This is a genomic window from Nonomuraea angiospora, from assembly GCF_014873145.1.
GTDB lineage: Bacteria > Actinomycetota > Actinomycetes > Streptosporangiales > Streptosporangiaceae > Nonomuraea > Nonomuraea angiospora.
The window spans coordinates 13,028,312-13,043,207 of the sequence record NZ_JADBEK010000001.1; the positions used below are offsets into that span (position 1 = coordinate 13,028,312).

11 protein-coding genes are annotated in these 14,896 nt (G+C 72.5%); 6 read left to right on the forward strand and 5 right to left on the reverse strand.

Features of this window, described 5'->3' with window-relative positions; all coding sequences use genetic code 11:
• The first annotated feature begins 86 nt into the window (after window positions 1-86).
• The 3 genes from H4W80_RS59625 to H4W80_RS59635 are packed head-to-tail and all read left to right on the forward strand — an operon-like array spanning window position 87 to window position 3,515.
• A complete protein-coding gene (locus H4W80_RS59625; protein ID WP_192793114.1) occupies window positions 87-320 on the forward strand; it encodes an acyl carrier protein in 234 nt (77 codons plus the stop codon).
• Window positions 313-1,596 (forward strand): condensation domain-containing protein, encoded by a 1,284-nt coding sequence (locus H4W80_RS59630; RefSeq protein ID WP_192793115.1) that lies wholly within the window; start codon window positions 313-315, stop codon window positions 1,594-1,596. The genes H4W80_RS59625 and H4W80_RS59630 overlap by 8 nt, the downstream gene beginning before the upstream one ends.
• Window positions 1,593-3,515 (forward strand): N,N-dimethylformamidase beta subunit family domain-containing protein, encoded by a 1,923-nt coding sequence (locus H4W80_RS59635; protein WP_192793116.1) that lies wholly within the window; start codon window positions 1,593-1,595, stop codon window positions 3,513-3,515. The genes H4W80_RS59630 and H4W80_RS59635 overlap by 4 nt, the downstream gene beginning before the upstream one ends.
• Before the next feature lie 102 nt (window positions 3,516-3,617).
• Here H4W80_RS59635 and H4W80_RS59640 read toward each other — a convergent pair whose 3' ends face one another.
• The 4 genes from H4W80_RS59640 to H4W80_RS59655 are packed head-to-tail and all read right to left on the reverse strand — an operon-like array spanning window position 3,618 to window position 8,194.
• Window positions 3,618-5,600 (reverse strand): NAD-dependent epimerase/dehydratase family protein, encoded by a 1,983-nt coding sequence (locus H4W80_RS59640; RefSeq protein ID WP_192793117.1) that lies wholly within the window; start codon window positions 5,598-5,600, stop codon window positions 3,618-3,620.
• Window positions 5,585-6,517 carry a methionyl-tRNA formyltransferase gene (locus H4W80_RS59645; RefSeq protein ID WP_192793118.1) on the reverse strand — a complete coding sequence of 311 codons (933 nt, stop codon included), beginning with the start codon at window positions 6,515-6,517 and terminating at the stop codon, window positions 5,585-5,587. The genes H4W80_RS59640 and H4W80_RS59645 overlap by 16 nt, the downstream gene beginning before the upstream one ends.
• Window positions 6,514-7,203 (reverse strand): PIG-L deacetylase family protein, encoded by a 690-nt coding sequence (locus H4W80_RS59650; protein ID WP_192793119.1) that lies wholly within the window; start codon window positions 7,201-7,203, stop codon window positions 6,514-6,516. Before H4W80_RS59650 ends, H4W80_RS59645 begins: the two co-directional genes overlap by 4 nt.
• On the reverse strand, window positions 7,190-8,194 hold the full coding sequence (locus H4W80_RS59655; RefSeq protein ID WP_192793120.1) for an NAD-dependent epimerase/dehydratase family protein: 1,005 nt from the start codon (window positions 8,192-8,194) through the stop codon (window positions 7,190-7,192). Before H4W80_RS59655 ends, H4W80_RS59650 begins: the two co-directional genes overlap by 14 nt.
• 177 nt (window positions 8,195-8,371) lie before the next feature.
• On the opposite strand from H4W80_RS59655, the gene H4W80_RS59660 reads away from it, so the two are divergent.
• The 3 genes from H4W80_RS59660 (at window position 8,372) to H4W80_RS59670 (ending at window position 13,293) form a co-directional block, all read left to right on the forward strand.
• Window positions 8,372-9,520, forward strand: a complete 1,149-nt coding sequence (locus H4W80_RS59660; RefSeq protein WP_225964307.1) for an amidohydrolase family protein — start codon at window positions 8,372-8,374, stop codon at window positions 9,518-9,520.
• An 80-nt stretch (window positions 9,521-9,600) separates the two neighbouring features.
• Window positions 9,601-12,396: a glycoside hydrolase family 2 TIM barrel-domain containing protein gene (locus tag H4W80_RS59665; RefSeq protein WP_192793121.1), complete on the forward strand. Its 2,796-nt coding sequence runs from the start codon at window positions 9,601-9,603 to the stop codon at window positions 12,394-12,396.
• A gap of 87 nt (window positions 12,397-12,483) precedes the next feature.
• Complete coding sequence (locus H4W80_RS59670; RefSeq protein ID WP_192793122.1) at window positions 12,484-13,293, forward strand: class I SAM-dependent methyltransferase; 810 nt, start codon at window positions 12,484-12,486, stop codon at window positions 13,291-13,293.
• 93 nt (window positions 13,294-13,386) lie between these two features.
• Here H4W80_RS59670 and tuf read toward each other — a convergent pair whose 3' ends face one another.
• Window positions 13,387-14,565, reverse strand: coding sequence for an elongation factor Tu (tuf, locus tag H4W80_RS59675; protein ID WP_192793123.1), 1,179 nt, complete (start codon window positions 14,563-14,565; stop codon window positions 13,387-13,389).
• Window positions 14,566-14,896: the final 331 nt, after the last annotated feature.

A 14,896-nucleotide genomic window follows, 5' to 3' on the forward strand; every position in this document is an offset into this window, starting at 1 on the left:
CTTACCTACAGGCGCTTGCCGACGTCTGGCACCGCGTGACACACTCGCCCCGGATTCCCCGACGAGGGAGGGTTCACCAGGTGCTGATGGATGGGGAGCTTCACGAACGGCTCGCCGGCATGATCGCCAAGGCCGCCGACGGGGCGGTCGATCCGGCCGAGGTGCTGTCCGGGCAGTCCCGGCTGAGCGATCTCGGCGTCACGTCACTGGCCTACTTACGACTGATCGACGCGGTGGAGGCCGAGTTCGGGGTGGAGCTCGACCCCACGGCCATCGACAGCCTGGACGCGCTGGTGGACTACGTCCGGCTCCATGGCTGACCCCGGTGCGCCGGCGGGCCGGGACGGGCCGCTGACCTGGGGGCAGCAGGACATCTGGCGGGCGGTCGTCGCCGCCGCGCCACAGGAGCGCTACCTCAACATCGCCCGGGTCTTCGCCGCGCCCAAACGTCCGGTGACCGTGGAGCGCGCCGCGCTGGCCCTCGAACGGCTGGTGGCCCGGCACGAGTCACTCCGCACCCGGCTCACCGGACCACCCGACGCACCGCTCCAGCGGATCTGGCCGACGGCGTGCCCGCCGTACGAGGTGGTGGAGTCGGGGCAGGCCGGTTCAGAGGCGGTCGGGTCGCTTCTGGCCGAGGAGGTGGGCGAGCGGCTGGCGGCCGAGCCGTTCGCGTACTGGGAGGAGTGGCCGCTGCGGGTGGCGTTCGTGGTGGCCGGGGGATATGTCCGGCATATCGTCCTGGTGCTCTGCCATCTCGCCGCCGACGGCCACGCGGCCGAACTCGTGGTCAAGGACTTCCGCCTGCTCCTGCTCCGCGACTCCCTGCCGCCCCTGCGCGGCGCCACACCCCGGGAGCTCGCCGCCTGGCAGCACTCGCCCGAGGGCAGGCGCGTGTCGGGGGAGGCGATCGGGTTCTGGCTGGAGGAGTACGCCCGGATGGACCCCGTGCCGCCGTCCTCGCACGTACCGGGGGAGCCGCGTTTCGTGGAGGCCACGATGCGCTCGCCCGCGCTGGCCGCCGCCGCTCAGGCGGTCGCCGCCCGCAACCGGGTCAGCTCCTCGACGGTGCTGCTCGCGGGCGCGATGCGGCTGGCCGGGGGGCTGACCGGGCAGCGGTTCTGCGGGATGCGGGTGATCGTGAACAACCGCTTCGCGGCCGCGCGGCGCGACGTGGTGTCCACGATCTCGCAGGAGGCGCTGGTGGTGCTGGACCTGCGTACGGAGTCCTTCGACGCGCTGGTGCGCCAGGCGTGGGGGACGGCGCTGCGGGCGTACCGGCAGGCGCAGTACGACCCGTACGCGATGGAGGAGGCGGTCACCCGGGTGGGGCCGGGGATCCGGCCGTTCGGCTGCTTCAACGACCAGCGGCTCGTCCAGGAGGACGGCCAGGTCGCCGCCCTGGAGGGCAAGACCGAGGTGGCCAGGACGGACGCGATGGACCGCAACATCTGCGACTTCCGCCTGCACGTCGGCGGCGAGCCCGGCCGCATGGAGATCTCCTGCTACGCCGACACCGCCCTGCTGCCCCCGCCGGGCATCGAACAGTACTTGCTGGACCTGGAAGGCCTGATCGTGGAGGCGGCCCGTACATGAGCCTGTACGCGGAGGCGACGTCGTGCGCGCAGGGGGAGCAGCTCCGCTTCCATCTCCTCGGCACCGGCGACGGCGGCCCGATCGTGGTGGAGGACGTGCCGTCGGGCCGGGCCGTCATGGAGGACGTGCCGTCAGGCGGGGCGAGCCTGGATGAATCCGGCGGGCAGCTCTGGACCCTGAAGATCGGCGACGACTGGCCCAGCTCCCTCTATCGAGCCATTTACCGCGACACCAGCGCATATTTCGTCGTACGTAGCGCGGTGCCCGCCTCGCCCATCATCGTCTCGATCCCGTTCCCCACCTGGGAGGCGTACAACCGGCCCGGCGTCCCCGGCGAGGGCCTCTACCAGTCGGAGCAGCCCGACCGCGCCGTCAAGGTCACCTTCGACCGGCCGGGCGCGGGGCCGCAGATCGAGGAGTGGGAGCTCGGCCTGCTCCGCTGGCTCGGCCCGGCGGGCTACACCGTCGACTACTGCTCGGGCCTGGACCTGCACGGCGGCCTCGACCTCCTCTCCCGCTACCGGCTGCTGGTCATCAACGGGCATGACGAGTACTGGTCGTGGGAGATGCGGGACGCGGTGGAGGCATTTGCCCGCCGTGGCGGAAATATCGCCATATTCTCCGGCAATACCTGCTGGTGGCAGGTCCGCTTCGAGGACGACCTCCGTACCATGGTCTGCTACCGCGACGCCACCGCCGACCCCATGGCCGCCACCGACTCCGGCAGGGTCACGGTCGAGTGGCCGAGCGACCCCGTCAACCGTCCCGAGAACACCCTCACCGGCCTCTCCTTCAGGAACGGCGCCGGCTGCTGGGTGGACTCGCGCGTCATGTCCCTGGAGTCCTACACCGCGAGATTCGCCGGCCACTGGGTCTTCGAGGGGACGGGGCTCGCGGACGGCGACACGTTCGGGAGAGGCGCGATCGGCTACGAGACGGACGCGGCCGACCTGGAATGGGTGGCCGGCGTCCCCCGGGCGACCGGCCGCGACGGCACGCCACCGTCCTTCGTCGTCCTCGCCACCGCCGACCTGTCCCACTGGCGCCGCTACGGCAAGGGCGGGGCCGCCACGATGGGCCTCCACCGCCTCGGCGCGGGCACCGTCTTCAACGCCGGCACCATCAACTGGGGCAACACCCTCGACGACCCGGCCCTGGCCACCATCACCCGCAACGTCCTCAACCGCCTCTCCCACCCACCCACCACCCCGACCTGGGACTTCATCGGCCCCACCCCCACACCCGCTTCCCCACCCCCGCCGCCCTCCGCCGCGTCGACTTCTCCAGTCGGCGGCCTCGCCCCCTTGCCGGACGTCGAGCCGAGGGGTGCCGTCGTCGTGCGGGCGCTTGTGTGCTGCGAGAACCGCCTCTACGCCGCCTGCTCCGACGGGAGCCTCGCCGTCAGGGACGTATGCGGCCAGAACCTCCCATGGCAGACGATCGACGAGACCGACGCGATCGCATTCGCCGCACCCCGGGAGGCGCACGGCGGCCCGCCCGCCGGGCTGTACGGGGTCGCCCCGGACGGCACCATCCGTTACCGCGACCCCGTGCCGGCCCCGAAGCCGTGGCGGGACGTCAGCCGGGCACCCGAGGGCACCATCGCCCTGGCCGCCGTGGACGAAGGGCTGTTCGCCGTCACCTCCGGGGACGAGCTGTGGCACCTGCCCATCCGGCAGCTCGGCACCCACGACTGGAGGATCGTCGGTCCGGCCGCCGGCGCAGTGAGCCTGACCGCGATGAACGGCCGATTGTTCGCCATCTCGGCCGACCGGATCCTCGTGCGGACGGCCGAGCGGCATGAGGCCGGCTGGAGCGACCTGGGCCCCGCCGAAGGGCACACCGTCCTGGCCGCCAATGCGGGACGGCTCATCGGCGCCGCACCCGAGGGCGCCCTCCGCTGGCGGTCATTGTCGTAGAGCAGACACCGGCCACCGTCACCGAGCCCGCCTGCGAGCGGTCCCTTCGCCGTTGCTCAACCCACCTGGGCGTGGTCGCTCTCGCGCCGTAGCTCAGCCCGGCTACGAGCGGTCGCTCTCGTAGGCCAGCCACTGTGCGAACGTGTGCAGCCCGTAGTCCAGCGTCACACCCTCCCGCCACCCCAGCTCGACCCTCGCCCGCTCGACGTTCACCAGCGGCCCGGGAGGCTCGTCGGACGTCTCGACGTCCATCGGCCGCACCGCCTGGGACACCGCCTCGACCAGCTCGCCCATGCGCAGCCGCTTCCGGTTGGCGACGTTGTACACGCGCCCCGCGACCCCCCGTTCCAGCGCGGCCAGCACCGCCCCGGCGACGTCCTGTACGTGCACCAGCTGCACCGGCCGCCCGCAGATGGGCGCGGGACGGTTGAGCGACGACCGCAGCACCAGGTCCGCCACCGGCCCCCGCTGCGGCATGCCGGGCCCGTACGGCTCGCCCAGCCGCAGCACCACGGCTCCCGGCGCGGCCGCCTCCACCTGGAGCAGGGCCCGCGACAACGGCGGGTCGGCGGGCGACACGGGTGTCTCCTCGTCCACCCACTTCCGTTCCGGATAGACGCGGACCGAGCTGAGCAGCACCCCGCCCCGCCCGCCCGCGAAGGCCGCCCGCGCGAGCCGCAGCTCCTCCTCCGGGTCGGCGCCGGGGGACCAGCCGAGGGCGCACACGTGCACCACCGGCACGCCGGAGTCCACGGTGGCGAGGGTGAGGCCCCGGTCGGTGAGTGCGTGCGCCAAGTGCTCCCGAACGAACGTCTCGGCACCGCTCACGGCCACCGCCCCGGACGATCCCGGGGCCGCGATCAAGGGGACCGGAGACGGCGAAGTCGCGGTGCGTGGCGGGCGATCCGCCGGGGACGGCGAAGTCGCGGTGCGTGGCGGGCGATCCGCCGGGGACGGCGAGGTCACGGCGCGCGGCGGATCATCGGCCGGGGACGGCGAGGTCACGGCGTGAGACGGGCGATCCGACGGGAGCGTCTCCAGAGCTGTCCCCAGGCCCGTCTCCGGATCCGGCCGCGCCGCGTCGTGCAGGCCCGCTTCCAGGCCGGCCCGCGCCACCTCGTGCAGCTCCGCCGACAGTCGCCCCAGCTCCCGCCCCGAGAGCTCGTGGCACAACCCGCCCGGCCCCATCGTGGCCAGCGCCTCGTCCACGACCCGAGCGTCTCCCAGCCCCCGGCCTCCGTGCACGACCCCCATCGTGTACGCCGTCAGCCACAGCCCCCCATACGCCCCCGCACCCGCCCGAGCCACCACCGCGCCCGCGTCGATCCCGAGCCCCGCCAGATAGTCCTCGCACCGCAGGTCCCGCCACCGCCCCGACCCCGGCACCCGTACGGCGCACTGCGCGACACCCCGCTTGAAGAACGGGATGACCGGCAGATCGTCCAGCACGACGTCCTCGCCCACCCCCGCCAGCGGGTCGTCGGCGAAGAAGCACGGTGAGCGGCGCACCCCCTGGAAGTCGTTGTCCACCAGGCTCGCCAGGTCCTCGTGCTCGGCCAGGCTGGGCACCGCCACGAACACCGGCACCCCGGCCTGGCGCAGGTACCGCCCCATGAGCACGTCGTCGGGCCACGTGTCGCCCCGCCCCGCGGCCCACTCCACGTACCCCTCGGCGACCTCCTTGGGCAGCAGCAGGGCGGCCACCGGCGTGTACTCGCCCGCCCCCGCCACCCACCGCGCCCCGGCCAGCGCCCCCTGGCGGACGGCGGCGCCGTTGCGCGAGTTCCAGAACGCGAACAGGGCGAGCGCGGCGTGCGGCATCGCGCGGGCGGCGCGCTCGGCCCGCTGGAAGAACGTGCTGGAGAGCACCATGTCGTCGTGCAGCAGGAAGTGGTGGGTGGAGTCGCCGGGGATGCTCGACCAGGCCAGCAGCGAGGTGCGGAACGCCGAGGGCCGGCCGCCCGGATCGGGGTCGGTGACGACGTCGAGCACGCCCCCGGCCAGCCGCGCCGCCGCCTCCATGCGCCGGGGATGCGCCATCACGGCCCCGCTCAGCCGCACGCCCCGCTTCACGTGCCCAGGCATGCGCCTACCGTGAGCTCGCCCGACTCGACGAGGTCCAGGGCGTCGCGCCGGTCCCCGCCCTCCCACTGCACCTCGCGCACCACCAGCAGTCCGGACCCGCAGGCCACCAGCACCCCGCCGGTCCCGGTGGACCACACGGGGGCGAGCACGGTCCCGGCCGGCTCCGTGCCGCCGTGCTCGATGAGGTCTGCGCTGTGCACGTACAGTCGCCGCCCGGAGACGGACGTGAACGCCCCCGGATAGGGCGAGGCCAGCGCGCGTACCCAGTCGTAGAGGTCGGAGGCGGGCCGCGACCAGTCGATCAGCCCGTCCTCGGGCCGCCGCTTTTCCCACCACGACCCGCCGGGCCCCTGCGGGCGCGCCACCACGCGGCCCTCCAGCAGCAGCGGGATGTACGTCGCCAGCAGGTCCACGTTGATCTCGGTGACCTTGCGGTAGACGGCGCCGACGTCGTCGCGCCGGCTGACCGTGAACTCGCGCTGCGCGATCAGGTCCCCGGTGTCGGCCCCCTCGTCCAGGAAGAACAGGCTGACCGCGCTCGTCTCCAGCCGCTTGATGATCGTCCACGGCAGCGCGGCCCGACCCCGCCCCTCGGGCAGCCGCGTGGGATGCAGCCCGATGGACCCCAGGGGACACGCCGACAGCAGGGGCTCGCGCACCAGCTGCGACCACCCCGCGATGACGAACAGGTCCATGTCCTTGACCAGCTCGTACGCCCGCCCGTCGTTGATGTCGGACGTCTCCAGCAGCGGGATGCCGTGCTTCTCGGACGCCTCCCGCAGCGGCGCGAACCCGGAGCGGTGCTGCAGCGCGGGCGGGTAGCCGATCAGCAGCGCCGGCGGGGTGCCCTGCGCCACCAGCACGTCCACGGCCGGCGCGGCGAACTCCATCCCGGTGGCGAACGCGAACGTCTTCACAGGACCTCCCTCAGCACCCCGAACGCCTCCGCGTGAGCGACGCCGATCTCCGCTCCGCGTAACGTGGCCAGCGCCGTCACCGAATCGTCGCTCCTGATGTGGGGCGAGGGCCGGTGCTGGCTCGCATACGCCCGCAGCGCCTCCAGCTTCCGCCCCATATAAGTGGAAATATCGCAGTAAGCCGTCGAGCGGGGCATCGGCTCGGACGCCCACTGGATCTTCGACATCTCGTACATGAAGACGTTCGGCACCAGCCACTTGCCGAACTGCTGCGCGATCGGCCGGGCGGCGGCGAACCCGGCGTCGAAGACCGCGCAGTGGTCCTGGTCGTAGTCGGCGAAGCTGGGCAGCAGCAGCAGGTCGGGCCGCCGCTCGTTCAGGGCGTGCTCGAACAGGTCCACCAGCTCCCGGCGCGGCAGCGTGTCGAGCCGCTCGGTCAGCCCGCGGTCCCCGTACGCGATCTCGAAGGTGAAGCCGAGCAGGCCCCGCACGGCCTCGATCTCGTCCAGCCGCTGCTGGTAGGTCGTGGCCCCGGCCAGCCCGTAGTGGCGCATGCCGTCCACCGCCAGATACAGGACGTGCACCTCGGCGCCGAGCTCGGCCTGCGCGGCCATCAGGCCGGCGCAGCCCAGGACCTCGTCGTCGGCGTGGGGGGAGATCACCAGGACGCGGTCAAAGCGGCGCATTCACTGCCCTTCGGTCCTCGCGGGCGCGGTAGTAGTCGGCGGTGGCCATGATGAGCTCGTCGAGGGTGACGCGGGGCCGCCAGCCCAGATCGGTGGCCGCCCTGAGCGCCGGGATCTTGTGGAAGGACTCAGCCTCGGCGTAGTGCGGCCCGTGTACGCTCCGGCCGTCCACGCCGACGATGGGGGAGGGGCTGCCGAGCAGGGCCTTGACGCGTTCGGCGAGCTCCATGACGGTGACGGCGTTGGCCGGGTTGCCGACGTTGATGATGACGTCGTCGCCGTCCAGGGCCGCGTCCATGAAGCCGATGAGGAACGCCGTCAGGTCGCTGGCCGCGATGAACGCCCTGACCTGCTCCCCGCCCGCGAACACCGTGATCGGCCGCCCGGCCAGGGCCTGCTGCACGAACGTGGGCATCACGAACCCGCCCGCCCGCGACTGCCGCGCGCCCGCCACGTTGAAGGGGCGGATGACGATGCCGCGTAACCCGTGCCGGCGGCTGTTGCAGACCATGGCCTCGGCCAGCGTCTTGGCGACGGCGTACTCGATGCGCGTGTTGTACTGGGTCGGCACGACGATGTCGTCCTTCTCGTCGAGCACGCCGCTGCGCCCGTACACCTCGGCCGAGCTGAACATGCACAGCGGCACCCCGGCGGCGGCGCACGCCTCGATGACCGGCGCGGTGCTGCCGATGATGTCGTGCCCGAGCCGGCCCGAGCGCGACAGGATGCTGGCCGGGCCCACGTAGGAGGCCGCGTGGATGACGCGGTCCACGCCCGCGAAGTCGCCGCCGGAGGCCAGGTGGTCCTCCACGCGCTGCCTGATGACCGTGCAGCGCGGGTCGGTGTCGTAGTCCTCGCCGTCCACGACCGCCCCGGCGTTCGAGTCGATGATCCGTACGCGATGGCCCGCCGCGAGGTAGGCGTCCACCAGATGTGAGCCGATGAAACCGAGACCGCCGGTGATGACTACTTCGCCACCTGGTGCTCGCACGGACCCCGCCTTTCCCGCTCGAGGAAAACGGTCATTCTGGGACCTAGGCGGGATTAAAACAGTTTTCGTCTGTCTTGTCACCCATGGCCACAACTTTTCACGGCGGCGCGTGAACCTCTCCTGACCCGGGTAGCTCCCTATCCTGACCGGGTACGCAGACCTGGGGAGACGCGGCCGATGTCCGGTGAGCTCGACCTCATGCCCGCCGGCTTCGTGCGGGCCATCGAGGAGATGGCGCTGGTGGACCACCACGTGCACGGCGTCACGTCCCACGACCTGTCGCGCCGCGCGTTCGAGGAGCTGATCACCGAGTCGGACCGGCCGGTGCCGTCGTGGATGACCCCGTTCGACTCCCAGGTGGGCCACGCCATCCTGCGGCACTGCGCGCCGGTGCTCGGGCTCGACCCGTACTGCGCGCCGGAGGAGTACCTGGCCAGGCGCGCCCGGCTCGGCGCCGACGAGACCAACCGGCTGCTGCTCGGGGCGAGCGGCATCGGGCACTACCTGGTCGAGACCGGCTACCGGGGCGAGGAGCTGCTCGGGCCCTCCGGCATGGCCGAGGTCACCGGGGTGCCCGCCGACGAGGTGGTGCGGCTGGAGAGGGTGGCCGAGCAGGTGGCCGCCGGCGGGTGCGGGGCTGGCGCGTTCGCCGACCGGTTCGCCGAGGCGCTGTGGGAGCGCACGCGTACGGCGCGCGGGCTCAAGACCGTCGCCGCCTACCGCTGCGGGCTCGACTTCGACCCCGCGCCGCCCACTCGCGAGGAGGTCACCGAGGCCGCCGGGCGCTGGTTGTCCGCCGGGGGCGGGCGGCTGTCCGACCCTGTGCTGCTGCGCCACCTCATCTGGACGGGGCTGGAACGGGGCCTGCCGCTGCAGTTCCACATCGGGTTCGGGGACCCGGACGTCGACCTGCGCCGGTCCGACCCGCTGCTGCTGCGCGGGCTCATCGAGCTGGCCGAGCCGACCGGGGTGCCGCTGCTGTTGCTGCACTGCTACCCGTACCAGCGGCACGCCGGGCTGCTGGCGCACGCGTACCCCAACGTGTTCTTCGACGTGGGGCTGGGCGTGAGCTACACCGGCGCGCGCAGCGTGGCGCTGGTGGCCGAGAGCCTGGAGGTGGCGCCGTTCGCAAAGCTGCTGTTCTCCTCCGACGGCTTCGGCCCGGCCGAGCTGCACCATCTCGGGGCGCTGCTGTGGCGGCGGGCGATGGCGCGGGTGCTGGGCGGGTTCGTGGCCGAGGGGGAGTGGTCGGTGGAGCAGGCGATGCGGGTGGCCTGGATGGTGGGCGCGGAGAACGCCCACCGCGTCTACGAGCTCGGAGGGTGAAGGAGAACGATGTTCCGCCCATGTGTGGACAGAAAACTCATCGATGACGAAACCATCTCTAACCTCTAGGCTCGACCGCGATGGATCTCGAAACTTTCTCCCCCGGTTCGGGACTGCTCGAACCCCGGGCAGCACTCCGCTCTGACGCGCCCGCCCTCGACCTCAACGGCACGTGGCGCTTCCGCCTCTCACCCACCGCGAACGTCCCGGACGACTTCGCCCAGCCGGCCTTCGACGACGCCGGCTGGGACGAGCTCCCGGTGCCGTCCCACTGGAACCTGCACGGGCACGGCGCGCCCGCCTACACCAACGTCGACTTCCCGATCCCCGTCGACCCGCCCCGGGTCCCGGACGAGAACCCGACGGGCGACTACCGCCGCGTGTTCGACCTGCCGGAGGGGTGGACGGGCGGCCGGCTGCGGTTCGAGGGCGCCGACTCCTTCGCCCGGGTCTGGCTCAACGGCCACGAGCTGGGCTTCTGGACCGGCAGCAGGCTGCCCGCCGAGTTCGACGCGGGCCCGTACCTGCGGCCGGGGCGCAACGTGCTGGCCGTCCGCGTGCACCAGTGGTCGGCCGCCAGCTACCTCGAGGACCAGGACATGTGGTGGCTGCCGGGCATCTTCCGCGACGTCACCCTCACCCGCTCCACCGCCGACGTCTTCGTACGCGCCTCCTACGCCGACGGGCGCGGCACGCTGAGCTTCGAGGGCTCGGGCACGCTGAGCGTCCCCGAGCTGGGCGTCGCCGACCTCGCGCCCGGGGCCGAGGTGACGCTGGAAGCGGAGCCGTGGACGGCCGAGACGCCCCGCCTGTACGACGCCGTCCTCACCCTCCCCGAGGAGACGGTACGGCTGCGCGTCGGCTTCCGCACGATCTCCATCGTGGACGGCGTGCTCCTGGCCAACGGCCGCCCGCTGCTGTTCAAGGGCGTGAACCGGCACGAGTTCCATCCGGAGAGCGGTCGCACGCTGACGTACGAGACGATGCGCGAGGACGTGCTGCTGATGAAGCGGCACAACGTCAACGCCGTCAGGACCAGCCACTACCCGCCCCACCCCGACTTCCTCGACCTGTGCGACGAGCTGGGCCTGTGGGTCATCGACGAGTGCGACCTCGAGACCCACGGCTTCGGCATGATCGGCTGGCGCGGCAACCCCACCGACGACCCCCGCTACGCCGACGCGCTGCTCGACCGCATGCGCCGCATGGTCGAACGCGACAAGAACCACCCCAGCGTCATCATGTGGTCGCTCGGCAACGAGGCCGGCGTCGGCCGGAACCTGGCCGTCATGTCCGACTGGACCCGCGAACGCGACCCGTCCCGCCCGATCCACTACGAGGGCGACCGGTCCTGCGCGCACACCGACGTCTACTCCCGCATGTACGCCTCGCACGCCGAGGTCGAGCTCATCGGGCGGCAGGAGGAGGCGCCGCTGGACGACCCCGAGCTGGACGCGCGGCGGCGGGGCATGCCGTTCATGCAGTGCGAGTACGCCCACGCCATGGGCAACGGGCCCGGCGGGCTGGCCGAGTACCAGGAGCTGTTCGAGAAGTACCCGCGGCTGGCCGGCGGGTTCATCTGGGAGTGGATCGACCACGGGCTCGCGCATCCGGAGTACGAGTACGCCTACGGCGGCGACTACGGCGAGCCCGTACACGACTCGAACTTCGTCATCGACGGCCTCGTCTTCCCCGACCGCACGCCGTCGCCGGGTCTGATCGACCTGAAGAAGGTGTACGAGCCGGTGCGGTTCGAGTTCGGGGACGGCGTGGTGCGCGTCGTCAACGGCCACGGCTTCGCGGACCTGTCGCACCTGGAGTTCCTGGCCACGGTGGAGGCGGACGGGGAGACGGTCGCCGAACACCGGCTGACCGTGCCCGCCGAGGGCGGCGAGGTCAAGCTGCCCGCCGGCTCGGGCCCCGGAGAGGTGTGGCTCACCGTACGCGCGGTGCTGGCGGCCGACCAGCCGTGGGCCGGGGCGGGCCACGAGGTGGCCTGGGGCCAGGCGCTCCTGTCGCCGCTCATCGGCGAAGCCGTCGAGGGCGCGCCCGCGACGTGGACCGCCGGGCTGGTCCGCGACGGCGGCGAGATCTCCGTGGGTTCCGCAGGGGATTCGGCCTTCGACCTGGAGACCGGACGCCTGATCAGGCTGTTCGGCGTCGAGGTGGAGGGGCCGCGGCTCGGCCTGTGGCGGGCGCCCACCGACAACGACACCTACGGCGGGCTGGCCGGCAAGTGGCGCGGGCTCGGCCTGCACCGCCTCACCCACCGCGTGGACGAGGTCGAGATCGGCGACGCGCTGACCGTGCGCACCCGGGTCGCGCCGGCCGCCACCGACCTCGGCCTGCGCGCCACCTACACCTGGACGGCCTCGGACGGCGGCCTGGAGCTGACGCTGGACGTCGAGCCGGAAGGCGACTGGGCCGACCCCATCCCGCGCCTCGGGCTGGACATGACGCTGCCCGCGGGTGCGGTCGAGCACGTCACCTGGTTCGGCAGGGGGCCGGGGGAGGCGTACCCGGACACCGGCATGGCCGCCAGGGTCGGCCGCTGGCGGGCGAGCCTCGACGAGTTCCAGACGCCGTACGTGTTCCCGCAGGAGAACGGCCACCGGGCCGACGTGCGCTGGGCCGACTTGGGCGCCTTCAAGGTGCGCGGGTTCCCGGTGTTCGGGCTGACCGCGCGGCCGTGGAGCGCCTTCGATCTGGACCGGGCGCGGCACCGGCCGGACCTGGTGCCGGGCGGGCGCGTACACCTCGGCCTCGACCTGGCCCAGCAGGGCATCGGCACCGCCACCTGCGGGCCCGGCGCCCTTCCCGTCTACGACCTCAGGGCCGGGCGGACGACGTTCAGGCTCCGCTTCGAGCCCAGCTGACCGACGGATCTGATCATGCGCGGCCCCTGTTCCGGGCCGCGCAGCCTTCGTGCTGACCGTTCACTGACGTTCAACGGGAGGAATGTGATGGATGCCAAGGAGTACCTGGCCGGTGTGTTCGACCGCGCGTCCGGTACGTACGAGCAGGTGGGGGTGCCGTTCTTCGCGCCCGTGGCCGCCGAGCTGGTACGCCAGGCCGCACCCGGGCCGGGTGACCGCGTCCTGGACGCCGGCTGCGGGACGGGCGCCTCGCTCGTGCCCGCCGCCCAGGCCGTCGGCCCCACGGGGCGGGTGGTCGGGCTGGACCTCGCGCCCGGCATGGTCGCCGCCGCCACGGCCGAGGTCGAGCGGCACGGCCTGAGCCACGCGACCGTCCTGCTGGGCGACGCGGAACGGGCCGAGGAACTGCTGCCCGGCGAGCGGTTCGACGTCGTGCTGGCCGGGATGATGCTGTACTTCCTGCCCGACCCGCTGGCCGCCGTACGTTCCATGACCGGGCTGCTGCGGTCCGGGGGCCGGTTGTCGGCCAGCCTGCTGGTCCGGTCGAGCCCGGTCGAGGTCGAGTTGCTCGACCTGGTCGGGCGGGCGCTGGAGCCGTACACCTCGGGGGCGGGCGGCGCCCCGTTCAGCCACACGCTGGGTACGGCCGAAGAGCTGACCGGGCTGTTCGAGGCGGGCGGGCTGACCGGGGTACGGCACGAGGACGTGGTGTTCGAGGTGGTCGTCGAGGCGGGGCAGGTGTGGGACTGGCTCTGGTCGGCCGCCCGCAGGGCCCCGCTGGAGGCGATCCCGGAACACCTGCGCGAGGAGGCCCGGGCGGCCCTGGAGGCGGCGCTGCCCCAGGACCGCTTCGTGCTTCCCCGCACGGTCCGCTTCGCAACAGGCTCCCGCCCCTGACCGGACGCGCCCGGCCCCGGCTCTTTCCGGGGCCGGGCGCGCCTGTTCCCCTCTTTCTGGGGAGCCGTCTGGGGGAGCCGTCTGGGGGGCCGGTCAGTCGTCGGGCACGGTGAGGATCGTGCCCGCGCCGACCGTCAGCCCGCCCTCGCGGATGGCGAAGCCGAGCCCGGGCTCCAACGCGACCGCCTTGCCCAGCTCGACCGCCACGTCCACCGTGTCACCCGGCTGAGCGACGACGGCGGCAGCGCTGAGCGTGAGCTCCCCGGGCACGTCCGTCGTCCGCAGGTAGAACTGCGGCCGGTAGCCGGACGCGATCGGCCTGCGCCGCCCGCCCTCCTCCGCGGTCAGGAGGTAGACGCGGGCGGTGAAGGACTGGTGGGCGCGCTGGCTGCCGGGCGCCGCCAGCACCATGCCGCGCCGTACCTGCTCGCGGCGGACCCCGCGCAGCAGCACGGCCGCGTTGTCACCGGCCTCGCCCCGCTCCATCGTCTTGCCGAACGTCTCCACGCCCGTGACGACGGCGCCGAACGCCTCACCGAACCCGACCGCCTCCACCGTGTCACCGACCCGGACGGTGCCGCGCTCGATGGCCCCGGTCACAACCGTGCCCCGGCCGGTGACCGTGAGCACGTTCTCGACCGGCATGAGGAACGGCGCGTCCACGTACCGCACCGGCACGGGGATGTGCTCGTCCACCGCCTGGAGCAGCGCCTCGATCGACGCGATCCAGACCGGGTCGCCCTCCAGCGCCCGCAGCCCGGACACCCGCACCATCGGGACGCCGTCGTAGCCGTGCTCGGCCAGCAGCTCCTGCAGCTCCAGCTCGACCAGGTCGGTCAGCTCCGGGTCCGCGCCGTCGGCCTTGTTGACGGCCACGACCAGGTGCTCGACACCGACCCGCTTGGCGAGCAGCACGTGCTCCCGGGTCTGCGGCATGATCCCGTCGTGCGCGGACACGACGAGGATCGCGCCGTCCAGCTGCGCCGCCCCCGTGATCATGTTCTTCACGTAGTCGGCGTGCCCCGGCATGTCCACGTGCGCGTAGTGGCGGGTGGCGGTCTCGTACTCGACGTGCGAGATGTTGATCGTGATCCCGCGCCGCGCCTCCTCGGGCGTGCGGTCGATCCGCTCGAACGGCGTGTACGTGGCCTGCCCGCGCTGCGCCAGCACCTTCGTGATGGCGGCGGTCAGCGTGGTCTTGCCGTGGTCGACGTGCCCCATCGTGCCGATGTTGAGATGCGGCTTGTTCCGTACGTAGGCCTGCTTGGCCATGGTTCCTTCCTTTGAGACCTGGTTTCCGTGTGACCCGTGCTCGGGGCCGACAACCTCCCCCCGCCGGGTCACCTCAGGACTCACGGGAAGAGGTCAACGCTCCAGGCCGTCGCAGGCACGCTCAAGCACACCCGGCACGGCGGGCGTGGCAAGGAGAGCGTGCAGGAACATGAGGAACATAGTGGAGTCGTCAGCAAGCGACCGCAACCGAATATTCCCGGCGGTAGGTGGACCGATGCCACCCACCCGTTGCCCTGCTGGACGGTGGGCCTGCTGACACCCCGCCCCGAGCCAAAGGTCTTCCCCAGGGGCGCTTCGCGCGAAGAGCTCA